General features: G+C 42.1%; 15 protein-coding genes. All 15 read right to left on the reverse strand.

Annotation, left to right across the window (positions count from 1 at the left end):
* Positions 1–65: 65 nt before the first annotated feature.
* The 15 genes from J3L18_RS09080 to J3L18_RS09150 all read right to left on the reverse strand — a co-directional run bounded on the left by J3L18_RS09080 (position 66) and on the right by J3L18_RS09150 (position 25711).
* Positions 66–602 (reverse strand): RNA polymerase sigma factor, encoded by a 537-nt coding sequence (locus J3L18_RS09080; protein WP_129570236.1) that lies wholly within the window; start codon positions 600–602, stop codon positions 66–68.
* Positions 603–689: 87 nt separating this feature from the next.
* The gene (locus J3L18_RS09085) at positions 690–1493 is read right to left on the reverse strand and encodes a DUF4350 domain-containing protein (protein ID WP_223266205.1); all 804 of its coding nucleotides are present in this window, start codon (positions 1491–1493) and stop codon (positions 690–692) included.
* A 31-nt stretch (positions 1494–1524) separates the two neighbouring features.
* Complete coding sequence (locus J3L18_RS09090) at positions 1525–3420, reverse strand: glycoside hydrolase family 97 protein (protein ID WP_223266206.1); 1896 nt, start codon at positions 3418–3420, stop codon at positions 1525–1527.
* Positions 3421–3434: 14 nt separating this feature from the next.
* The gene (locus J3L18_RS09095) at positions 3435–4967 is read right to left on the reverse strand and encodes a RagB/SusD family nutrient uptake outer membrane protein (RefSeq protein WP_129570237.1); all 1533 of its coding nucleotides are present in this window, start codon (positions 4965–4967) and stop codon (positions 3435–3437) included.
* 21 nt (positions 4968–4988) lie between these two features.
* Positions 4989–8402 carry a TonB-dependent receptor gene (locus tag J3L18_RS09100; protein ID WP_208102472.1) on the reverse strand — a complete coding sequence of 1138 codons (3414 nt, stop codon included), beginning with the start codon at positions 8400–8402 and terminating at the stop codon, positions 4989–4991.
* A gap of 282 nt (positions 8403–8684) precedes the next feature.
* A complete protein-coding gene (locus tag J3L18_RS09105) occupies positions 8685–9875 on the reverse strand; it encodes a FecR family protein (RefSeq protein WP_129570238.1) in 1191 nt (396 codons plus the stop codon).
* Between the two features lie 112 nt (positions 9876–9987).
* Entirely contained in the window at positions 9988–10545 is a 558-nt protein-coding gene (locus tag J3L18_RS09110; RefSeq protein ID WP_189549296.1) for an RNA polymerase sigma-70 factor, read from the reverse strand.
* Positions 10546–10927: 382 nt separating this feature from the next.
* Positions 10928–13096: an alpha-galactosidase gene (locus tag J3L18_RS09115; RefSeq protein ID WP_129570240.1), complete on the reverse strand. Its 2169-nt coding sequence runs from the start codon at positions 13094–13096 to the stop codon at positions 10928–10930.
* A 101-nt stretch (positions 13097–13197) separates the two neighbouring features.
* Positions 13198–13956 carry a hypothetical protein gene (locus J3L18_RS09120; RefSeq protein WP_129570241.1) on the reverse strand — a complete coding sequence of 253 codons (759 nt, stop codon included), beginning with the start codon at positions 13954–13956 and terminating at the stop codon, positions 13198–13200.
* Between the two features lie 60 nt (positions 13957–14016).
* Positions 14017–15444, reverse strand: coding sequence for an alpha-L-fucosidase (locus tag J3L18_RS09125; RefSeq protein ID WP_129570242.1), 1428 nt, complete (start codon positions 15442–15444; stop codon positions 14017–14019).
* A 377-nt stretch (positions 15445–15821) separates the two neighbouring features.
* Positions 15822–17237, reverse strand: a complete 1416-nt coding sequence (locus J3L18_RS09130) for an alpha-L-fucosidase (RefSeq protein ID WP_129570243.1) — start codon at positions 17235–17237, stop codon at positions 15822–15824.
* A gap of 166 nt (positions 17238–17403) precedes the next feature.
* Positions 17404–19404 carry a galactocerebrosidase gene (locus J3L18_RS09135; protein WP_189549298.1) on the reverse strand — a complete coding sequence of 667 codons (2001 nt, stop codon included), beginning with the start codon at positions 19402–19404 and terminating at the stop codon, positions 17404–17406.
* Between the two features lie 111 nt (positions 19405–19515).
* The gene (locus J3L18_RS09140; RefSeq protein WP_129570245.1) at positions 19516–20484 is read right to left on the reverse strand and encodes a BT_3987 domain-containing protein; all 969 of its coding nucleotides are present in this window, start codon (positions 20482–20484) and stop codon (positions 19516–19518) included.
* Between the two features lie 43 nt (positions 20485–20527).
* Positions 20528–22291 carry a RagB/SusD family nutrient uptake outer membrane protein gene (locus tag J3L18_RS09145; protein ID WP_129570246.1) on the reverse strand — a complete coding sequence of 588 codons (1764 nt, stop codon included), beginning with the start codon at positions 22289–22291 and terminating at the stop codon, positions 20528–20530.
* 21 nt (positions 22292–22312) lie between these two features.
* Positions 22313–25711: a TonB-dependent receptor gene (locus tag J3L18_RS09150; RefSeq protein ID WP_129570247.1), complete on the reverse strand. Its 3399-nt coding sequence runs from the start codon at positions 25709–25711 to the stop codon at positions 22313–22315.
* Positions 25712–25728 lie beyond the last annotated feature (17 nt).

Consider the following 25728-nt stretch of genomic DNA (forward strand, 5'->3'; position numbering starts at 1 on the left):
TGCATTTTTTATCAAATACGGCTATTCATGACCAATAGAAAGCAATGATGTTATTAAAGGATATTTCAAAATATCCCCAGTTTTGTCCGTAATATTTTTAATGCGTTGGAGAGTTGATTCTTGACCGTACGAGGAGTAATATTAAGGGTTTCCGAAATTTCATTAACGGATAAGTTTTGCTGCCGCGATAAAATAAAAACCTCCTGCATTTTTTTTGGCAATTCCCTGATCCCTCCTTCAATCGTTGCTGAAAGTTCTTTCGCTATTAAGCTATCCTCGTGGTTATATTGATCTGTATCTTCCAGGTACAGCAAGCTATCCATGCCTCTTTTTCTGACCGAATCCTTTTTATGAAAATTGATGATGCTGTTTCTTAAACTTCTGAAAAGATAAGAGGCATTATACCTTTCTGGCTGCAGGCTATACCTGCAATTCCATAAATTAATAAAAACAGTTTGCACAAGATCCTTTGCATCATCCGACGAACCTGTTGAACGATAAGCTGTTTGGTATAAAGCCCTCCAATTGCGTTTATAAAACTCATCAAAGGCGTTTATATCCCCTGCTTTAATTAATATGATTAATTCAACTTCTGAAAGCATTACTTTAAACTCAAAATGTCTTAAATTATTAATGTTATATAATTGGTTTAGGGATATAAACGCCACCCGATATGCAGCCCCGGTTCTTTATTTCTTTATCGGGATTTGAGATAACAGCCATTTGCTCAGGTCATCGGCTGCTTTATCATTATCAAAACCCATGACTGCCGGCAACCGCCCGTTGGTATATTCATTATACAGCCAGGGATCACCTACGGCGATTACTGTACCTGTCCCATATTTGACTGTACCAATAATCACATGGGCGCTATCAGTTAGCAACGGCACTGCCGGAGGCGATAATTTTAGCGTGGAGATATCCTTCAGATAGATCTTTTTTGCCGTTTTAAGTACCGGATCATTTGGAGGAACCATTATAGCACCCATCTCAAACTGGGTACCAATTACATGTTTGTACAAGTCATCATTGAAATGGATCCCAAATTTTTCGGCCAGTTTATTGAGATGCGATAATTCGGCGTTTGTGCTGTCGTTTGCCATTAAAACCAGTACCCCACCGCGTTTAACCCAATCAGCAATAGTTTTGATATGCCTGGATTCGATGTAATTAGGGTTAACCGTTTCCTTTTTGGTATCAGGGTCAACTATTATATAAATATCTGTCCCAGTCAAATTTTGGGCATCCGGTTCACTTTCAAGGCTCTTAAGAAGGCCCCCATTCTTTTTAAAAACATCTCCCCAAATAGAGTAACCGCTGCTCCTCTGATCCTCCCAGGTATAATGATACCGTTCTAAAGTACCTGCGGAATTCTTACGGTATTCATTATTAAAAAAATAGTCTAAAGTAACGGTCTTAGTCTGCGCCATTATAGTAGGCCTTCCCAGTAAATTAAATACCAGTAGTATAATGTATCCTTTAATCCTTCTCATATAATTTTGTATCGGCTTTTATTGAATGCTATTATTTGTTAAACCTCGCCACATATCCGCCGCCCACACCTAAACTTAATGACAGTACATCGGTTGGCTTTGCAACGGAGCGCTCTGTTTTCAATGTTGCAGAACTCTCCGGATTATCATGAATATCGGTGCATTTAGCAGGCGAGCTGAGGAAGCTGAGCGGTATTTTTATGTTTCTGGGCTGAGTTCCGTTCATGACGGCTAAAAACCAGGTATTGCCTTTTCGCCGGGCAAAAACTGCCAGCTCACCAATGGCCGATGACGGCAACACAATCGTTTCGTCCCATGTTGAGGGGATACTTTTGATAATGTCGGCGCCGGGATTTGCCAGCAGATTTTTAGGGTTGGCAGCATAGGTTAATAGAGGTGCACTTAAAATAACCGCGCTGGCTATCTGATTAGTCCAGGTAGTGTTTTTACGGCGGTCGCCAAAATGTACCGGTGTATATTCTGCCGGGCCTGCTAAAAAACGGGTAAATGGCAGCGTTGTGCTGTGTGTTGCCCTGTCTTCCAGCTTGCTTGATTCCATACCTTTAACAGCTTCCCGGGTAAGCTCATTGGGCCAGGTACGCGATTGCCCGGTAGGCTTATTTGATCCGTGAAAGTCGACCAGTAAATGCAGCTGTGCAGTCTCTGTTAAAATTGCCTGATATAAATCAACTGTCTCTTTTACTTCATTATCAAAAAAGTCAATCTTTAAACCCGTTATTCCCAGATCATGGCAACGCTTAAAACGCGCGTGCCTGATGCTTGAATCGCGCAAATCCTTAGAGTGCATCCAAACCCAAATACTCACCCCCTTTTGCTGCGAATAATTAACAAGGTCCCTGATCTCGTCGTCACTCCATTTTTCCCAAAACCCTTCCAGTATATTGTGCTCAAAACCTAACCCGGCTGCCAGACTCGAATACTCTTTCATACCGGCCACCGATTTGTCAGCAGCGCCATCCAAATATTGCCATACTGCCCGTCCCGGCTTTACCCACGAAGTATTGACTCCTTCAGGAAAATATTTTTTATCGGGCGGAGGGCATAAATCGTGTACGGCATCACAATTAACCATTGCATTTAGATCAGCACCGATCATGATCACACGCCAGGGTGTGGTGATGGTTCCGCTAATTGCCGCAGGCTTTAAAACCCTATCAATATCTTCTTTACTATATCTTAGCTCATAAGGATGAGATATGGGATGATGATGAGCTAATTGCAATATCAATTGACTTTGCCCATTAGCCAGCAAGGCCATCCCGGAGTAGTTTTTAAGGTCGGCCTCGGTAATAGAAGCATATCCTGCGTTATCGGGTAACTTAATTGTGGCAGGCGGAGCTATCCATTGACCATTTTTTACAGAGTCAATTAGTTTATGGGTATGCACGCCCTCATAATGCCCGTTAAGGTCATGATACCAAATGGTGCTGCCGGCGGGAATATTAAACGCGGTGGCTTCATCGGGTACGTGGATAACACCTTTATCTCCTGGTATTGTAAAGCTAAAAGCAGCCGCGTCGTTAAATACCCTTACATCAAGTACAAAAGCGGTTTCGCCATGTAATAGCTTAATTTTTGCACCGTTAAAATGATTAACAGCTTTTGAATGCACGCCATACCATGGATAGGTTTCATTTATGCTGTAAGTTGTGCTTCCTGTAATAGTGGCCCAGTTGGTTAATGCCGTTTGATCAATACTGACCGACATGGCTGATGTATTGACAACCGGCTGGCTCTTATAAGTGACTGTATAAAATATGGTTCCCTGTTTGTTGAATACTTCCATTCGGACCTGCTTATCCGGGCTGTAAATAACTACATTAACGGCAGCAAACAAGCCTGATGAACAAGCCATCAAAGAGAGCGCTATACTTATAGGCACTCTCATTTTTTTAATAATTTTCATCGTTTACAGCTTGATTAATAGCCCGGTGTTTGTTTAAATGCGGTGTTGCCCACTGCTTTGGCAATATCAATTTCTGTTTGCGGAACCGGCCAGATAGTATCCCTCAGCGGAAACATTCGCTGTGTTGCGTTCGGGTCTTTGATGGTTGGTATAATTACCCTATCCAAAGCCCATCTTTTTAAATCAAAATATCGTTGTCCTTCAAGTGCCAGCTCAATCCGCCTTTCATGGCGGATCCTTGTACGCATATCATCCTGCAAAAGTCCGGTGGGTATTGGCGGCATATTTACTCCAGGGCGGGTACGAACTGCGTTAATTGCAGCATACACACGGGCATCAGGGCCGGAAGCCTCGTTCTGTGCCTCGGCATACATCAGCAAAACATCTGCATAGCGTAAATAAACCCAGTCCTGATCGCTTTGTGTGCCTATAACTGTTGCACGGGTGGAATCAACTCCCTTTTTGTTAAGGAAACCGGCAGAAGCGCCAATAGCCGCCGGAACAAAAGGGATCCCTCCTTTATACAACACGCCGGGCGTTAATATTGTAGCCAATAACCTTGGATCGCGGTTAGCATATGGTGTTGCGGAATTATATAAAGGCGATGTACTGATTGGTTGCCCGTCGGTACATTCATAATCATTAACCAGGTAACTTAAAGGCTGGAAACTTGAGCTGTAGGTATATAAATAATCTGCCGGGCTAAAAGCCGTGGGAACCTGGTAACGCCCCGAGAACATGATCTCGGGGTTGCCGTTTTGTCCCGGTTTTAAAAACAAGTTCCTATACCCGCCGGTATAAATACGAAACTTGCCGTCGGTTATAATGGTATTAGCGGTAGCAGCAGCCTGCTGGTACTGATGCCTGGCCAGGTATACTTTTACCATATAGCCCATAGCAGTGCCCTTAACGGCATGGCCGGAATAAGTAGTATTGGGTAAATTATTTGCGGCAAAGGTAAGGTCGTTTAAAATGGTATCAATCACCACAGATTTTGATGTCCTTCCCATCTGGGTATTCGCCGGATCTATGGTGATCTGATGAAGCGATAAAACAACATCGCCATACAATTGGGTAAGCGTAAAATACCAGTACGCCCTTACAAATCTTACCTCGGCCAAATATTGGTTTAAAGTTGCAGATGGCAGCTTGATTTTACGTACGTTATCCAAAAAAGTATTACACGCCTGGATAGCCCTATAGGAAGTTGAATATGCATCTGTTTGCAGGCCGCCAACGGTTGGCGTTATGGCTCCCTGCGCTATATTTGAATAGGCACTGCTGTACGCATTATCGCTAAGACTGTCCCAATATGGCGTACCAGCGCCAAAGCCCTGCCCGGTATTTCCGGACGCGGTATAGTTAAAACCCTGGATAAAAAAGCTATAGATCCCGGCTAAGGCAAGGTCGGCATCGTTTTGTGTTTTCCAGTAAACGGAGCTGGCGATATCTGCCGGAGGATTTTGATTTAAAAGGTCTTTTTTACAGCTACTCACCATTAAAACGGCTGTCAAAAAAAGCATCAAATATTTTATCGTTGTTTTCATGATCGTTTCAAATAATAAATGTTAAAATGTAGCCCTTACCCCAAAGGAGTAAACCTGGTTTTGGGGGTGTGTAACATACCTTGTGTTGGAAACTATCCTTTCGGGATCAAGACCGGGAAACTTGGTGAACGTAACCAGGTTATCTCCGGCAAAATAGATCCGCAGGCCCGACATAAATAGATACTTAGCCCAATCTTTAGGTAAATTATAGCCAAGCTGCACGTTTTTCAACCTTAAAAAAGAAGCATCTCTTAAATAATATGTGGAAGCTGTGTTGGCATTACTGCTGATGTTTCCCTGGCCCAAAACATAAACCATAGGCATGGTTGTGCTTGGGTTAGATGGTGTCCAGGCGTTTAACCACTCTTTGGGCGGAGGAGATCCCTGGTTAAATGGTTGTATCCCCCAACCGTTAACATATAATTTTTGCCCGTACGAGCCGTAAAAGAACACCGTAAGATCAAAATTATTCCAGTTAACACTTGTGTTAAAAGCGTAATTAAATTTAGGATAGGCACCCGGCACTATTACCCTGTCACTATCATCCACCTTTCCGTCGCCATTGGTATCCGCATACTTTATATAACCTGGCTGCGGATTATATTGCTGCGTTGGTGAAGCCGCAATTTCTGCCGCCGACTGGAAGATTCCTACATATTTAAGCATATAAAAGCTGCCGTAAGGTTGCCCCTCCTGGTTGATAGTATTGGTTCCGGTACTTATGGCCGGGGCACCATAAGAAACTAAAGTGTTTTTATTGGCTTGAATGTTTCCGCCAAATGAAAATCCAACGTTACCAAAGCGGTCGTTATACTCAAACGAAGCCTCAATACCTGTATTTTTCATTTTACCGTAGTTAATAACAGGTGCACTAAGGCCAAAGTAAAGCGGCGTAAGCGTAGTGGCTGTTTCAAGGATACCTGATGTTAATTTGTCATACCAGTCGAACGAGAAACTGAGTTTGTTGTTCAACACCGTAATGTCAGTACCGATATCAAATACCCTTGTAGTTTCCCATTTAATATTAGGGTTGGTTAATGAATTATTAATAACGCCGCTTGTTACCGTAGTGCCTGCAAATGGATAAGCATAGCTTGTTTTAGTATTGTAGTAGCTTTTGAAATTGTAGGTTTCCTGGTATGGATAGTTACCAATATTCTGATTTCCTAAATTACCCAGAGATGCCCTTAGCTTTAAATTATTTAACCAGTTTACATTTTGCAGGAATTTTTCTTTCGTGGCCGCCCAACCTAACGATACCGACGGGAAAAATGCCCACCTGTTGTTTGCCGGAAAACGGGAAGATGCATCATACCGGGCATTGGCTTCCAGCAGGTATTTCTCCTGGTAATCATAATTTAAACGCCCGTAGTACGAATGCAGGGAGTAAATATTGCTTGTGCCGTTGGTAAGCTGCGAAGCAATGGGCCCGGCATCAACCTCCTGTAATGTATTGGATGCAAATGGTAAATTACGGAGCCCTTCCAGATTTTGCGACTTGTTATACTCAACCTGTGTGCCGGCCAGTAATTTAAAGTTATGATCGTTATTAATTGATCGTGAATAGGTAAACTGTGTATAGGCAACCGGGTAAAATGAATTATTATCGGTTACATCAATGCCTTGTCCATTTACATCCAGGGTACGTTCAGGTGCATCGCCGGGCTTTGCAAACCAGTTATATTGATTAATTACCGGCTTAAAATCAATGGTTTTATTGTAATCAAAATTAAAGCCGCCGTTGGTACGCCAATCCAGGCCTTTTAGCAGATGGATGTTTAAATAGAAACTGCTTTGTAAATAATAGTCGTTTTGTTTATTAATGGCGTTTTGGGCAACTGCAATTGGATTTTTGTTGGGCGTTTGAACACTCGGGAACACCGAATTGGTATACCGGCCGCTGCCATCGGGCAATATGGGGCCATACATAGGCTGTTGTGACAGCGCCGATAAAAACTGATCCTGGCTCCCCCTTGAGGTGTAACCTCTTTCGCTGCTGTTTAAAGTAATGGCTGAACCAAATGTTGCCCACTTGTTCAATTTTGAAGTGAGGTTGAGTTGAATATTGTATTTTATATAGTAATACCCCAGCATAACATCGGGCTGATCAACATAGCCTAAACCAACATTATAAGTGGTGCCATTGCTACCTCCGGTTATACCGAGGTGATGTGTTTGTACCTTAACTGTATTAAAAATGGCATCTAACCAGTTATAGTCGGGGTATAATTTATGATCGGTAGTATTGGTATATAAGGCTATTTGAGCATCGCTATATTTATTGGGATAGTTTGAATTGGTTGCGGCCTGGTTCCAGAGTGTCATGTACTGGGCCGAATTGTAGATCAGGTTGTTGGGCAATGCAGAAGCTCTTGTGATACCAAGATTATAATCATAAGAGAGCTGCATTTTGCCCTCCTTGCCTTGCTTGGTAGTTATTAATATAACTCCGTTTGCAGCACGGGTACCATATATTGATGCCGAAGCTGCATCTTTTAGTACAGTTACCGATTCAATATTTTGCGGATCGAGGGCTGTAATACTCCCCGGCAAACCATCAACAATGATGAACGGCGAATTGCCTGCGCTGCTGAAAGTACCCGTACCCCTTATGCGTAAAGAAGTTCCTTCGTTACCGGCTTCGCCCGAACCTTGTACAACGGATAAGCCAAGCAGTTTTCCTTGTAGTAGCTGGGTGGGATCCGTAGCTACACGTTTATTCAGTTCCGACCCCGTTACAGTAACAACGGCCCCTGTCAAATCAACTTTCTTTTGGGTTCCATAACCTACAACTATCACTTCGCTAAGCCTGTTTGAAGCTTCTTTCATCGTGATATTGATCGCCTTTTTATCGCCAACAACCACCTCCTGCGTTTCAAAGCTTACATAGGAGAATACTAATACCGCGCGCTCATCGGATACTTTTATGGTATACTCACCCTGTGCGCCTGTAATGCTTCCTATAGGGGCCCCTTTTACCTTTACATTAACACCAGGCAGCGGCTGTCCTTTTTCGTCAATTACCCTACCATGAATGTCAATGCTTTCCTTTACTTCCGCTGCTAACTCTTCCTCCTTTTTTTTTATAATAATAGTTCCCTGAATAATGGTGTAAGTAATAGGTTTATTGCGAAAACACTCATTTAGTGCCTCTTCAACCGTTGCATGTTCAAGATTGATATTTATCGTCCCGGCAAGGGTTGTTTCGGCATTCACATTTATCAGTATTACATGATAGCCGCTTTGCTTTTCAATATATTTGAGGATTTTTTTGACAGATACATTTTTTTCATGAAGCGTAACTGTTTGACTAAAGCTTTTGGCACTTACGCTGCTAAAAACAGTAATCATTATAATGGCAATCAGTTTCATAACCAATAAAACTTTAGTTATAACAGGCCACATGCCCGCTACAGAGTTAGAAATGAATTTCATACTTTTGTATGGTTTGGGTTAGACGTTGAATTTCAATTATGCTTTCCAGGGATAATTGGTTTACCCAGATACTACCGGGCAGTGTTACGAGCACTTCCCGGTTACTATCTTCGTTTTTCGTAAAATCGTATTTATAAACATCTGTGGCTATAAATACGGGCGGAGTGAATTCCCTTTAGGGAGAGATAAGTATTTGTTTTCTCATCATTTTTAATTTAGGTGAACAATTGGTTGTTGTGGTTAAATATTAAGCGCTAATCTTCTCACACATTAGCCCTCTAATTACTTTGCTACAATTACCGTTTTACCCTTAATAGTGAAGTTTAACCCGGCGTATTTTAATATATTAGTGAAGCCTGAAAAATCAACCTTACGCGACAACTGACCGGAAAATTGAAGGTCTGGCACCTTGCCTTCATACACCACCTCTATATCATACCATCTGGATACCTGCTGCATAACATCTTTGATATCGGCTTTAGTAAACATAAACAATCCATTTTTCCAGGCTACCTCTTCTTCAACATTAATGTCGCTCGTGATTTTTTGCTGCCCCTGGCTATTGATTACAGCCTGCTGCCCCGGTTTAATCTCATTTATCATAGCAGAAGATTGTACGCGTACGGCCCCTTCTAAAAGCGTGGTTTTGCATAGTTCTTCATCCCCGTAAGCTTTTACATTAAAATGGGTTCCCAGTACCTTTACTTCAGCTTTATCAGTTTTCACAATGAAAGGCATCCTGGCGTTCTTTGCTACTTCAAAATAGGCTTCTCCACTCAAATAAACCCTACGTTCGCTGCCCGAAAAAGAAGTTGGATAACGTAATGAAGAAGAAGAGTTCATCCAGATCCTGGAACCATCGGCCAAAACCAATTGGTATTCGCCCCCCCGCGGAACAACAATCGTATTATATATCAGCCCATGTCCGGCGTTTGTCTTCCCGCCGTGTTTATAAGCTAATATTTCATTTTTGTTTGATAGGGTCGTTCCATCATCTTCATTGATGGAGATCTGTGTATGATTTTTAAGTGCAACTGTTTGGCCATTGCCTAAAATCAACATGGCCTGATTGCTTCCCGGCCGGATAGAATTTTGAACTATTGATTTGTTATGATCTGTTTTTGTACTGCTTTTGTTTTCGCGATATAATAAAATGGAAATCCCTAAAACCATTATCGCAATGGCAGCACATTTCAATAGAGATAAATAATTAAAGCGCTTTTGGGGTTCCAGTTCTGCTTCAGGTAATTTCCGCAGCAGCTCGTTCCATGCTTTATCATTATCAATTTTGTTCCAAAAGCTTAGTTTATTTTCAAGGGAACCTGCGTCTGTGAGCTTTTCAAATTGGGCTTGGTTTTCGGGCCTTTCATTAATCCAGTTTTTCAACCATATGTCTTCCTCAGGCGATATATTACCTTTTAAAAGTTTGCTGATTAATTCAGCTACATAAAATTCACGCTCGTTTTTTTCCATTTAATATCATACAAACAACTAAAGGAAGCAGACGGGTGACAGACCTAAATATTTTTTTATTTTTTGTAGGGACAGAATATCCGCGATCAGAAGTATAAAAAGCAGATCACAACTAAATTTTATGGACGAGCAATAACAAAGCGGTTGGGGAATGCTTTAATATTTCGCGAAGTATACGCAGGCTCCGTACTTTTTGAGTTTTTACGGTATTAATGGAAACATTTAAATAGTCGGCAGTTTCCTGATTGCTAAGCCCCTCAAAATAACTAAGGTAAATAACCTTACGGTAGCTTTGTGGTAATTGCTGTACGGCCAACTGAACTTCTTCTAACACTTCGGCCTCTATAAGTCTATAAATTATGTTTGATTCATCGATACTCTCAGTTTGGTAGTTCTCAAACTTTTCAACCACCTTTTGATGCTTGTAAGTATTAATGCAGCTGTTTTTGGTGGTTAAGTATAAAAACGCCTTAATTGACGTTAAGCTATCAAAACTTAATCGGCGCTCCCACAGCTTTACAAACGCATCCTGAACAAGATCCTCCGCAGCATCTTCGTTAACAATTCCTTCGGCAAAAAAGCAAACCCGCTTATAAAACATATTAAAAATATGATTAAAAGCTTCCTTGTCCCCATTTTGAAATGCCACCATCGAAATTGCTTCAGGCATAAACATCAAACTTTAAGTTTACTAAAAATTTAACAATAACAAACAACACAAGCGAGCCATCTTAGTGTATTGAATACACATAAAGCTATTTGTTTTTGATACCTGAACAACAATAAACAAACCGGGCTTAAACTGGATGACAGTATTATTTATCTTATTATTACCCTTATCATGAAAAAATTATTAACCATATTGTAAAAGTAATGATTACGCATTGTCGGGCTATAATTGGTAAAACTAAAGTAGAGATAAAATTTAATAGTAAAATGATAATTTACTACAAAATACGCAAACGTTTGCGTTGTTGTAATTACTAACGCTATAATAACGTGTACGTACCCAATTTAATCAGCAGGTAACTGCTTAGTGTTTCGAAATGTGGTTAATTTGAGGTGCTTATTTCTATTATCATACTGGTTAATGGCATCAATTTTCCGGGAGTTAGGTTAAGTCCCTCGGACATCAGGTAATCACCGCTAAATGTACCGCCGTTTTCTGCAAGGCTTGATTTAGTACCCGGCATCAGGTTTATTTCTTCTATTTTGTACAATTTGTGACTGTCCAGTCCTTGCAAACGTACCCGGTTAAATACTTCTTTATAACGCGTATTCAGGTTGTAGTTAAATAGCACTGCTTTTGACTTTTCATCATTCACATACATAGCCACCATACGGTTTTCTTCATAAGGCGAAATAATGCGATATAAGTCCCCAAACCAAATCACATTGCTGAGCCGGTTGTAGTTTTTAACTGCTTGCCGGCTAAACTGCAGCTCCTCATCTGTCATTTTGTTAACCTTGGTATCATACCCCAGCTTATCCATCATAGCAACATCCGTTTTAAATTTAATGGATTGCTTGCCCCATGAAGTAACGTGGCTTGATATGGTTAGTGACGGAAAGAAGTTGCTGTACCCCCATTGTATATATACACGTTCCAACGGATCTGTATCGTCGCTGGGCCAGAACTCGGTGAAATATTTTAACGCCCCGTAATCTGTACGCCCACCACCTCCTGCACACAACATCATTGGTAAATGCGGATATTTTTGACGCACCCGATCCAGGATCTTATACAGGCTCAAAGTATAATTAACGTATAATGACGACTGTTTGTCTTTTAAATATGGCGACCAAGCATTGGTCATGTTACGGTTACAATCCCATTTAATATAAGCCAGACCGGGATTCTTAGTCAACATATCATCTACAATACGGTATACATAATCTGCCACTTTAGGATTGGTAAGATCAAGCACCAATTGATTGCGCTGATAATTTTCGTCACGATTGGGCAATTTCAAGATCCAATCGGGGTGTTGCTCATATAGTTCACTTTTGGGGTTTACCATTTCTGGCTCAAGCCAGATCCCGAATTTCAAATCTTTGGCTTCGGCTTGTTTTACAAGATACGCTATGCCGTTAGGTAATTTTGATTTATCTTCCTGCCAATCGCCCAGGCCGGCTTTGTCGTTATTCCGTGGATATTTGTTTCCGAACCATCCGTCATCCAATAAAAACAGGTCGGTGCCCAGCTTTTTGGCATCGTCAAATAAATTAACCAGTTCTTTTTCATCAAAATTAACGTGTGTAGCCTCCCAATTATTGAGCAAAGTAAGGCGCGGTTTATTACCATCAAGTATACCATAATAGCGGGCCCATCTATGTAAATTACGACTGACCTGCCCCTTTCCATTAGCCGAATAAGTAAAAATAAAGGCCGGTGTCGTAAAAGTTTCACCGTTCTTTAGTTCATATGCCGATGCATAAGAGTTAATACCCGGTATAATCCTCAAGGCATTGCGCTCATCAAGTTCAAAATGGAATTTAAAGTTGCCTGTCCATGCCAGCGTTCCGGCTATCAGTTCGCCTGTTGTTTCGTCTGCCTGTTTATTCATTGCGAGAAAGAACACCGGAGTTTGGTACATATCTGCCCTTGTACCTAATTTGCTGTCTATTTCCTTTACCCCACTGGTCAGCTTACTTTCCTGCATTTTCATTTCAGATGCCCAGTCGCCATGAAACTGGGTAAGCCAATAATCCTTAGCTTCCAGGTGAAGCATACATGAGGCATAATCTTCGAGCGTTACTGTTCCTTTTTCATTGTTTTTAATTTCTGTCCATGCCTTTATAATATCCTCCTTGTTAAAGGTCTGGTAGTGTAAAGTAACCTGAACAGAATATTGGGGATCCTGAAGCAGGATGGTTGTTTCGTTAACATTATCATCAAGGCTTTTTGTGCTATGGCTTAAATATCTCAACTCAAGCGAAGGATTATGATCGCTATGTATTAAACGGATGGCAGGCTGCAGTAAATCTTCCATCCCACCGGTAATATATGCTTCATGTTTCCCGGTGGGAATCAGGGCGGTTTCTTCGTTATTTAAAAGCCGTTTACCAAGGTATGACTGATAGATCCTGTTATTTGCGCCTAATGTAAGCACCATGCTTACATTATTTGTGCTTATCAATATTGCCTTACCAGTTTGCGCGCTTACAATTGCCGAACGGCAAAAAATAACTAAAAAAAAAATCCGTATAAAATTATTCATATTATAAGTTTTACTTTAATTCTGGTATCAACTCTTTGATAATTTAAAAAGCCATACATGCACAAGCTTAAGTGCTCTAAAAACTATGTGTTAAAAAACTGTCAGTTTTGTTCCCCGATAGAAATGTCGGCAAACATTACATCTTCGTCCCTAATGTAAGCAGGGCTTTTCAAGCTCCGGTATACGCCCCATTTCGGCCTGCAAAATGAAGTATCTTTTCGCCACAGGTCAATATTGGTATTGACATAGCTGAGCAGTATCTTATTATCTGCAATCCGTTTGATTTCAACATTGTAAGTTCCAACGCTATCATAATGAAGCGTCTCTGTCACTTCAACCCAGTTGCCTTTAAAATCGACCAGGTTAACGCTGACTAAAACCCCTTGCGAAGTTCCTTTTGCCGAACCTGTATGAATTATTTCAAACTTATCAGGCTCACCAAACCGGGGTGTAAAAGTTATAATGGGAGCTCCGGCATCTCCATCACCCGCTTTTATCTGGTGGATATGCGTAAACGTTGGCTGCGCTTTAAAACCGCTGTCTATTTTAAACTTCCATTTGTAAATAACCCTTTCACCCCGCTCTCCCTTTAATTTAACTGCGGATGGGCCATATGTTTTGATTTCTACCCGCACCCTGTCGTAATTCCGGCAGCGATCATTATCTTCTTTAACATGGCTGTGAAAGACAAAAACATATTCATCTAACTGCTTATCGAAGGCTTCTGTAATATGTTTAACATGATGGGCACAATCAGGAACTTCACAGGCATCGCCACCCAATACACGAGATATTTGCTGATATGCATCGTCACTTCCGTCTGCTTTTAAAACAACTTGTGCTTTAAGCAGGTTGCTCATAAATAGCAATCCTATAATCAAAGATTTTTTTAAAAACATAGTTGATCTTTGTTTCAATTGTTAATCAAGCGCACCTGTTTTCATTGTACCGGTTGGGTTAGTACCCTGTCTGCTTATCTCCCCTTTTACCTCTACCTTTATTACGGTAGCAATGCTATCCATGGCTTTATCAGGGACATTTATAATCAGGCCTTCACTTGATAGCGCAGCTTTTAATGCTGTATTTCCGGCAAGCATTTTAGCGCTTAAAACTTCATTTTTGAGACCGGGAATAACCAACTTTCCGTCCGAAGGCCAGTTAAATACGGAGAAATACAAGGTGGTATTTTTAACGTTTGGTTTAAGGGTACATCTGCCCCAGCTTAAGGGCTGAAGTGGACTTGCCTGGGTAGCGTATATTGCTTCGCTGTTTACCTTCATCCATTCACCCATCTTTCTCAAAGTGGTTATACTTTCCTGCGGAAATTCGCCTTCGGCATTGGGACCAATATTTAACAGGTAATTCCCCCCTTTTGATGCAATATCAATGAGGTTGTGAATTAACGTTTCAGGAGTTTTCCATTTATGATCATAGCTTTTATACCCCCAGGTACCATTCATAGTCATGCAGGTTTCCCAATCTTTTCCATCAAGCTCGCTCAGGTTGGGTATTTTTTGCTCTGGTGTTTTGTAATCACCCGCGAAGTTTGGACGCTTAAGCCGGTCGTTAGTGATAATGTTGGGCTGTAATTTTAACAGGTCATGCAATTTTTGGGCAAACTCATCAGTCATGTTTGTAGGTGTATCCCACCAAAATACGGCGATATCACCATAATTGGTTAACAGCTCTTTTACCTGCGGAACAGCAACCCGATCAATATAATCAGCCATTGTTGCCGAAGTTTGAGCAGGATCCCAATGGCCATTATGTTCAAGGGTATAAGCATCAATCTTGGCTGAGTCGGGGTTCGGCCAACCTTCGCTGCTTAATTTACGCGCTGCCGCACCACCCGGGTTATTCCAGTCTTGTGCTTGCGAATAGTAAAACCCTAATTTAATGCCATACTTTTTGCACGCCGCCGCTAAGGGCTTTAAAACATCCTTACCATAAGAGGTGGCATCTGCAATATTCCATTTGCTGGCATTTGATTTAAACATGGCAAAGCCGTCGTGGTGTTTAGCTGTAATTACAATATACTTCATACCGGCTTCCTTGGCCAGTTTTACCCAGGCATCCGGGTTGTATTTTACGGGGTTAAATTTTTTTGCAAACTGCTGGTACTCGGCTATCGGAATCTTGCCCCTGTTCATGATCCATTCGCCACCGTGCCCTATCTCGTATCCTTTATACATACCGGCCAGCCCGGCATAATCGCCCCAATGTATAAACATGCCGAAACGGGCCTCCCGCCACCATTTCATACGTTCATTGCGGGACAGCTCTTTTTGTGCAAAAACATTATGCGCAACAAAAATGAACAGCCAACAAGCTATAAAAAGTTTTTTCATAAGGATTTAATTTTAGCGGTTATAATCGCATTGGTTTATAATAATGCTCGTATTAAAGCAATATGTATGCATAAGTAACTATATTGCTTTACAATATAATACACGTACCATAAGGTTTGGTACCAGAACACTCCGTAATAATTTCAGATTGATCGCATAATAGCATTTGTATCATGACCCCGCGCTCTTCAAAGCCGCCGCTTACATCAGTAGCAGGATTAAGGGTTCGATTGAGCTCCCTCCGGCTCCAGTAATTGCATTTTGGATCATTTTACAACAAGGCCAATTTCTTCAGATCCTCAAGAAAAAAGTTCGAAAACTGTGGTTAATCTGTCACTTTTATTGCATCGATTATCATCTTTATCGCTAATCAACTTTTAGTCAGGCGTCGCCATTTGCTCCTTATAAATACCAAAAGTATGAATTGCCAAGCAAGCCTTACCCGAGATGACTTTCAATCTGACTTTTGACGCTGTTACCGGCTTAAATTTAACAAGCCATTTATATCCTATGGATTGTTTTCCGGCTGCTTCCGGAATAGGTGTCCAGTTTTTTCCGTCAGATGAGTAATCTACAGACCAGCCCGTTGTACGATGTCCCAGTTCGATGACCTCCTGTAACATCAATACGTCAAAAATCTTTTTTTTGCCAAGGCTGAAAGTTATGGTATCTGTGGTCGCTTGATCACTTGTAGCATAATAAGTACTTTCATTATTATCAACCATATTAACCGGTTTGTACTTGCCGCCACGCGGATGAAGCGATTTAATAGTTGCACCTGCCGCCAAATTGTTTTTAAATGTACCGTCAATTAAACGGCGCAAGCTATCGGCCCTTACCGAATCTATGGCAGGAATCAATCCCCTCTTATCGGGTGGGAAATTCAATAACAGCACACTATTGTGACCAACGGAATTGAAGTAAAGATCCCATAAGGCAGTAACGTTTTTAACATGCGCATCTTCTTCTTCATGATAAAACCAGCTTGGGCGAATGGAAACGTCTACCTCGGCCGGTACATATGCTGTGCCGTCAACTTCGCCATGGTTTAATTGGGTTATATGAGCTGCTTCCTCTTTGATAGAAACCGGATTAATCGTTGACCAGCATGGATCCCCTGATAACCCCGATTCGTTGCCCATCCAGCGGCAGTCGGCATAGCGATATGAGTTTTTAGTTCCAAAAACAACACAATTGGGCTGCAATTTGCGTACGGTATCAGCCCATCGATCATAAAAAGTTGACGTAATTTGATCAGCACCTGCCCCATCCCACCATATTTCCCAAATGAGGCCATAGTTTCTTAGCAGTTCCGATAACTGATTTGCATAATAGTCGCTGTAATCGGGTGTTCCGTATCTTGAATCGTGCCTGTCATGCGGGCCTAAATAGATTGCCGCTTTTATCCCCGCAGCTTTACAGGCCTCAGTAAATTCTCTTACAACATCCCCTTTACCATCTTTCCACGGGCTGTTTTTTACCGAATAATTGGTATGCGCTGTTGGCCAGTTGCAAAAACCATCGGCATGCTTGGCAACGAAAATGGCTGTTGTAATCCCGGCTCCTTTAAGTACGCTTGTCCATTGGTTACAGTTTAATGCTGTAGGGTTAAATAATTGGGGGCTCGCGGTTCCATCGCCTTCGTTAACATTCGCAAACGTATTCATCCCGAAATGAAAGAAAGCTATTATTTCGCGATGGTACCATTCAATTTGCCGGGCATTGGGTACAGGGCCTACGGGAACCGGGCCTGTTTGTGCATTAACCGCCGGGGAGATTAAAACGAAGGCCATAGCAATTAAGCTAAAAGACCTTCTTATTTGAGTAACTAATTGTTTGAAATCCATATAAATAAGATTAAACAAGCTTGTATTTATTATATGTCGACAAATGATATTTCTTGCGTTATCAACGAGCATTGAAAGCTGATTTTGCAGCTGTATAAATTGCATGGAATGTTTATGGTTTAATTAATAAGTTATCAAACTGCGCCTTGCGCCATGAGCTTACATAAAGGCCGATCTGGCCCCCGCTTGATTGATTGTCATTTAGCGATGCCAGTCTTTTTTTATCAACAAACACTTCAATATGATTATCCATGAAGCTTAATGCCAGGTTATGCCATTTATTACCCCTGAAGTTCAGGAAGCCGGACGCCAGTATTTTATTAACCGGTGGCATATTAACTGCCGAATCTTTAGGATCAGGTTTTTGGTAATAAAACACCCACTTGCCCGAACGCTGAACTTTAAGGTGATAGCCCCGTGCACTAACATACCGCCAATTCATAGGTTGTTGATTGATACGGCCTAATAATTCGACCGAACCGGATTTTCCTATCAATACATCAATAGATACTTTATAATTTTTCCACTGCGGGTCCCCCATGATGGTAAAGGGTTCCATGGGTTTATTAAGCCAGGGGATTGGTGCTTGTATAGCCTGCTGCTGCAAACATTTCCCTTTTCGGCCACCGCCTGCATCAGCTATTTCAAAGGCCCCGTTAAGGGTCGAAAAGTATTTGGGTATAACGTCATTAGCGTAGTTATTAAAATTATCCGCATAAGGAAGTTTAAAAATAGCCTCCGGCCGTTGAATAACGACGCCCTTATACTGCCCTGTAGTAGTAGTAAATGTATAAATGTTACCGGGTTCAAGCGTTATCGTAAATACCCCGTTTAGCGGGTTTATGTCCTGTTGTTTAACGAAATACTCCTTTTCATCTGTTGAATTAAGGTGGGTACGCCATACATGTATTGTTCCATTAAACAAGCCACCAACAGGTTTAAAGGTAATGGTCTGACTGTTATTAGCATCCATCGTTTCGGCGATAATGCTGTAATCAGCCCCGTTTTTCAGCGTTACATAAGTACCGTTGCCTTTTAAATAACCGCAGGCGTTATCAATATACTGCCATCCGGGCTTAGCAAACTGTGCTGTATGGGCCACAGCCCAAATGCTTTTACCAACTGTAAAACGACCGCTCCAGGGCTCGTCGGCCAGCATCAATCCTTCACCTGCATGAGGTAAGGTTGAATACCATGCAGCTATAACAGCCCAGTTAATATAAGCAGTCATTTTACCTTCTATATATCCCCGGTTGTAGCTTCTGGCAATAGCGGTTGCGCCTTCGTTATAATTATTTGTTCCGTGTTCGCTGGCCCAGGGTGGTTTATTCAGGTTTTGGGCTTCGGCGCTACTGGTACACCCTGTACCTTTTCCATTATCATTACAGGGATAATGCTGGCCGACAATGGATACTGCAGAACTGAATGCAGAATCAGTTGCCAAATCCTTTGCAACGCTCCAGCCGCCACCGTCGTCGGCCACTATCATTGTTTGCAATCCGTTTTTATCCAGCGCCGCTTTTAGCTTCCGGTACCATTCTTTATTATAGCCACGCTCATTCCATCCACCTAAATAGTCGATAGTAAGCCCATGATCAGTTTTGGCGTGTCTAAGCCAATTAATAATATAGCTAATGTTGTCATCAGACCAAAACCCTCCTTTAAACCAGCCCGGTGCGCCCCATTCAAGGGCATACAGTTTTATTTGGGGGTTACGCAGTTTTGCCTGTTTCATTAACCACCATTCATATCCCCTGTTATAATTCTGGTCGCCGGGTGTACGCATATGGCTGGCTTCAGCACCATTAGTGGTATTTACATCGCTGCCTATCTCAACTTTCAAAATATGTAAGGATGCTCCCAAATTAGGTTTAAATAGAAAATCAAGGATCTGATTTTGCTGCTGCAAGGGGTAGTCTATTAACAGGCGTGATGTTCCGCCTCCGCCGCTAACTCCGCCTATACCGTCAAAGATGCGGCCTTTATCATTTCCGTTAATATTAATTATTGTTTCGGCCGTCTGGGCTACCAGCTTCGTGCTCAAAATAAAACACAAAGCAATAGCTATCCGTAGTCTGGCGTATACCAGCTTTCTCATGTTAGTAGTGATCATATTTATTGTTTTTTGTAATCCTGCCGGTATAACTACCTGGCTGTTAACTGAGCAACAGGCAGTACTTGTCCGTTTGTGATAACGGACAAGTACATTTGGCGGCATTAATTATTACAAGGCATATATTTCGGCTATGTTGGTACTGTTACTCCCCCAAACATCGGTAACTGTTATCCTGAAATATCGTGCCTGAAGAAATTGCGGCAGAAAAAAACGGATCTCAGCCTGTGGTTCAACAATAGGCACCTGGAAAGTTCCGTTATCTGTCCAGTTGGTACCGTCAGTACTTACAGACACGGTCATAGCCTTGGGCTGGCCGTGACCATTAATGGCCCAGTCACCGCTGAAGTCCCTGTCGACTATAGAAATGGCGTGTACATCCTTCATCTCCCCCATATCTACGGAGATGTAATGCGGTGGCCCCGGCTCGCCACCCGACCATTTAGATTGCCAGTAAGAACCCAAATCGCCGTCAATCGCATCTATACCAAGCCCATTTCCACTACCTTCAGCGGGTTCCTGGGTTGAGAAGCCGGCAATACTCCATTTTGATCTGTCAAATGGTACCAGGTTTGCCAGTGATGGCGAGCGGGTAACCACAAAGTAAGTTACCTTTTGTACATTACTTATACTGCCGCCATTTGCCTGATCTATACGGATAGGTAAAAGAAAACTTGAAAAAGCACCCAATTTATCACCATTCTTAATGATAAGCTTTAAGGAGCCGGTTGCAGACTGACCTTTGGCAATAGTTGCTGTAGCGTCAAAGCTAAAATTGTCTGCCGGCAAAGCGCTGTAATTAGTATGATTAGCTGCATTAAAAGCCGCTATTAATGAAAGATCGGCCTTAAAGGTCACATTGATATTATTAGCCGCCATTGTTGTGAGTGTTGGGTAATCTGCCCCTACCAAACTTGCCGAATACGGGATCGTATCGGTTATATCAAATGTTTGACTCACTATTGCCTTACCAGCGGGCATGTAAACCGTTGTGGACAATGCTTTTTCTTTTTTACAGGCGGAAACAAATATTATTAAAACCAGCCCAAAGTAAATATGGTATTTGATTAATCTTTTCATAATCTGTGTCTTAAGATTTTTAAAAAATTCTACAAATCATTGTTTAATAACCCGGGTTTTGCCCGTTAACCCAGTTATCCGGGCCTCCATTCTGGGCTTTCATTTTTGGGTTTTTATCAATAGCAACCTGCGGTACCGGCATAAAGTACATCTTATCGTTCCACTGCTTTGTAACCACAACTGCGGTAGGGTCATAGTTCCAGACACCATTTTTCTTAGTGATCAGCATACCATGTGTGGGCCCGTTTAAAACTTTTGACGCTATTTTCCAGCGCAAAACATCCCACCAGCGTTTATCTTCAAAAGCAAACTCAACCCTGCGCTCACGATGGATGATCTGCCTCATTTGCTGTTGGCTTACATTGCCATATGTGGCCTGTACTGTTGGCAGGTTACCACCGCGGGTACGTACTTTGTTAACAGCATCCAATACTGATGCATCGGGACCTACAGCCTCGTTTTGTGCTTCGGCATAGCCAAGCAGTACTTCGGCATAACGGAAAAACATATAGTTTTCTAACCCGCAGCTGCAATTCAGGTTATCGTTACCTTTTATACTTTCATCAAGTGTTTTACGGGCATAGTAGCCGGTATTGCTAATATCTCCGCGGGTTGAGTTGAGGTCTATCTCGTTCGGACTGCCGATACCTACCCTGGTATAAATGGTATCGCCCTGCCAGGGTGCACCATCGTAAACGATACTTTGATAAAAGCGTTTTTCGCGTTTTACATATGGATTTTGCGGGTTATAGCCCGAACCAGGCTCATTTATGGCTTTACCATTATCCATCGAAAACTCGTCAACCAATTCCTGGGTGGGCTCAAAGTTACCCCAGGTTTCAACTGCGCCATGCACAACCACGGGTCCGTAAAGGCCCTCACGCCTTCCGCCTCCATTTTGTGCTCCGGTCATCTGCATAGCGAAAATTGATTCGGGGCTATTATTGCTGGCAGGTAGCCAAACAGCACCAAAATCGTTAAGTAAACTGTAAACGCCTAAATCCATCACCTGCTTGTAAGCAGCTGCAGCCTGTGCCCATTTGCCTGCATCACCAACGGCATCAGCGGTACCCGAATTGTGTAACGGGCTGGCATCATAAAGTTGCACCCATGCTTTTAATGTAAGCGCTGCTCCCTTTGTGGCCCTGCCGTACTCGCTGGTGGTAAGCGGCAGGTCTGCTGCTGCGGCGGTTAATTCATCTGTAATAAATTTAACGGTTTCGGCAGATGTATTACGGGGCCGGTAAATTTCATCGCCCTGGGTGGTGTTATTAAGCACATCGGTAATAATAGGTACTCCTCCGTAGGCTATATATAAGTACTGATAAAAGAATGCTCTTAAAAAACGTGCCTCGGCCAACTTCTGCTTTTTAAAATCAGCTGAAAAATTTGACGCGGTGACCTTTTGAATAAACAGGTTGCAAGCTCGTATAAACTCATAATTGCCGGCACCATCATTATTGGAATTTGTCCCCCTTGCCCATCGCCACATACCCCAGGGGCCTACGGGCATATTATTGGGTGCTATTGCACCTGTGTAAATCATTTGCCGGGCATCAAACCACTCTGCGCCTACATATGAATTATCGCTGAACTGATCGAGCAATTCGGTTTCATTATTCAGATGTGGCAGATCGGTATAAACATTATTTAAAAATATATCGGCATTACTTTCGGTACCAAAAACCGTAGCATCCGACAACTGATTTTTGGGCGTAACGCTAAGCAGGTCCTTTTTACATCCCGCCAAAGCGCTCAGGAGCACAGCTATTAAAGCTAAGCCATAAAATTTCTTTATATGATTCATTTCTTTACGATTAGTGGTTAATTAAAAGGTTATGTTGGTTCCAAACGATATCACCTGTTGCTGGAAATAATATTGTCCGTTGGTTGATTGAGCTTCAGGGTCCATTACTTCCTTCATATAGGGTGTCCAGGTCCATAAATTCTGCCCAGCTACATAAAACCGTACAGACTGGATCTTAATTTTTTGTAGTATTTTCATAGGAATAGTATACCCTATCTCTGTACTTTTAAGCCTCACATAGGTATCATTGCGCATAAACCACGATGAATACTGTTGATTATTAGGCACCGGGGCACTCGTTAAACGGGGATAAAGCGCACTGGTATTGGCTGGTGTCCAGTGATCATTAAATTGTAATGTTGTTGCCGAAGAAGCGATATCAAAAGGATAAGCTATGGTACCACCTATTTGGATACTGCTTTTGGTAGCTCCCTGAAACAACAGGTCGATATCAAATCCTTTCCATGAAAAATTCGGCGCCAGGCTAAACTGCACTTCGGGTGTTGAGGGGTTACCGATGACCTTTTGGTCGCTGTTATCTGTGGTTATCTTGCCATCGTTGTTTAAATCGGCATACCTGATGTCTCCGGGATGTACTACGCCCCAGGGTTGTGTTGGGATACCAGCTTTCAGCGTTCCGTTGGCATTAAAATCATCAGCGGTAAAATATCCAAGTGCAACATAACCAAATGGCGTACCCAACGCCCTGCCTGTTTGGCGGGTATTTAAGTTATTATAAGATGTGGCCAATTCGTCAACACGCAGCAATTTATTTTTCGCATAACTCAATATAGCTTTAACGCCGATACGCATCCCGTTTGAAAGCGTTTGCGACGATCCCAGGGTTAAATCGATCCCCTGATTGCTCATAATACCGTAATTTTCCTGCGACAAGCTAATACCATACTCTGAAGGAGCAGTTATCTGCCTTGTAACCAGCATATTGTTTCGCTTCTGATGAAAATAATCAATATCAAAAGTTAGCTTACCTTGCCATAGCGCTCCTTCAATACCGATGTCCAGCTGCTTTTGCCGCTCCCAGGTAATGTTAGGATTAGGCTGTCCGCTTTCATAAACTCCTTGCGTTGCCTTCGGTGTACCCGATGAAGTAAAAACGGCCCCCTGGCCTAACTGATAAGCACTTAAATATTGAAAGGGGCCTCCTGCCAGGTTACCCGACTGGCCGTAGGACGCACGCAGCTTCAGGAAATCAACCCAGTTATAGCGGTTTTTGATAAATTTTTCCTCTGAAAGGTTCCACGACAGGCCAAAAGTTGGAAAAAAGCCATAGCGGTGCCCCGGAGCAAAATAATAATGCCCGTCATAGCGTCCGATGGCTTCTGCAACATATTTACCGTCATAATTATAAGTAGCGTGGTAAACGTACCCTACCTGTTTTTGCTCACTTGATGATCCACTGTTTTTAGCATCGGTGCTGATTGCGCTGCCCGCATCAAGTTCGTCAATATCCAGATTATAGTTATCCCTTTCGTCCCTTTGCGTACGGCTATTAACAGTCCTGTACTCTGCTACACCCTGAAATGCGACATCACTTTTTCCAAACTTATTATGGTAGTTAAGATATCCCTGGTAAGTTAAGGAAGAACTAAAATTATTTTGAATAATTAACAAAGGGTTAGATTGGCCATCCTGCGCTTTTGAGAATGTATATGGTGTTGTGCTTGTATTTACGGAGTAATAAGTAGCCGGCTTTTGCCAGTTTTTTTCATAGTCGGAATAAGGATCATAGCTTACTGCCCCCTTAATACTTAAGCCTTTTAAAGGTAATTTCTGATCGATAGTTAAAGTGGTATATGACTGTGTCGACACTTCCCTGTCATAACCGGTATCATAAACTTCTCCAAGCAAGCTCCGGTTCTGATAACCTCCATATAACCCGTTTGAATATTTAACGGCAAAGGTTGGCGGATTACGGAATGCCTGGTACATGATATTCCCTGCCGAAGTCCCCGGATAATTTAGGTCTTTTACATAGCTGTTGATATTCAGCGAAACGTTGGTGGTATTGGTAGCCTGGGCGTCAATTTTAGCAATTAAATTGTACCTGTTCATGGCCGTGGACGACCATTGTCCCTGCTGATGAATATAACCGAAACCTGCATAATAATGCACTTTATCCGTACCGCCCGAAAGTTGAATATTGTGTGATGTTAAAATCCTGTTTTTTAAAATAAGATCTTTTAAACCATTACTGCTCGGATATTTGTCAATGTCGGCACCGCTCTCTTTGTTAACGGTTTTCAAATAACCTGCTAAATCGGCCTGTGAATAAGGTATATTGGCACTGTTTTCATTCTGCGCGGCCTCATTTTGCATCAGCGCATATTGGTAAGAGTTTACCATGGATGTGATCCTGGTAGGGTTTTGAAAGCCTACATAACTGTTATAGGACAATGTGGGCTTCCCCGATTTACCTTTTTTAGTTGTAATAAGTATTACTCCGTTAGCTCCGGCCAAACCATAGGGAGCAACAGCCGCGGCATCTTTTAAAACCGTGAACGATTCAATGCTATTCGGATCAAGCGATTCGAAGCTGCGGTAAACACCATCAACCACAATTAACGGCGCATTGTTACCCGTGGTACCGATGCCCCTTATATGAATACTTGCACCGTCCTGCCCGGGCTCGCCATTACCCTGCGTAATAATCACCCCGGCAACCCGGCCTGTTAAACTGTTGCTTAAGCTGGCAACCGGTTTTTGTGCAATATCCTGCCCTTTGAGGGTTGAAATGGCAGCCGTAATATTCTCTCTTTTTTGAGTGCCGTACCCTACTACAACCACCTCTGTCAAATCCTTAGGGAGCGGCTCTAACGAAATATCAATCAGCTGTTCATTATTGATAATTCGTTTTACCGTTTTATAACCAATAAAAGAGAACACCAGTATTTGTTTACTATCCGCCTTAATATTGTATTTACCGTTATTATCGGTAGAGGTAACGTTAACCGATCCGTCTACAGCTACGGTAACACCGGGCAAAGGCTGTCCTTTTTCGTCTTTAACAGTACCCGTAATGGTTATTGGAATAAAGGCCTCTTCCTTTTTTTTAATTACTATGGTATTATTACTTATCGTATAGGAAAGAGGCTGACCATTAAACACTTTATCAAGAACGTCGCCAATGGAGGCATTGCTAACATGTATGTCAACCGGCCTGGTGTCCTTAATCATACCTTCGGTAAAAATAAAGTTGTAGCCGCTTTGCTTTCTGATCTCATTAAAAAGCTTTTTTAATGACACATTATTTTCAGAAAGATTTATCCTTTGCGCATAGGACGAAGCGCTGACTTGCATTATTGCAACTAAAAGGACAAGGGTAGTTATTTTCACAACCAATAATAACTTTTGGGGTATGCGTAATTTGGGCACACCTATGTTAAAAGCAGATATTTTCATACTTTTGAATAGTTTGG

It is taken from the genome of Mucilaginibacter gossypii (assembly GCF_017569325.2).
Taxonomy (GTDB): domain Bacteria; phylum Bacteroidota; class Bacteroidia; order Sphingobacteriales; family Sphingobacteriaceae; genus Mucilaginibacter; species Mucilaginibacter gossypii.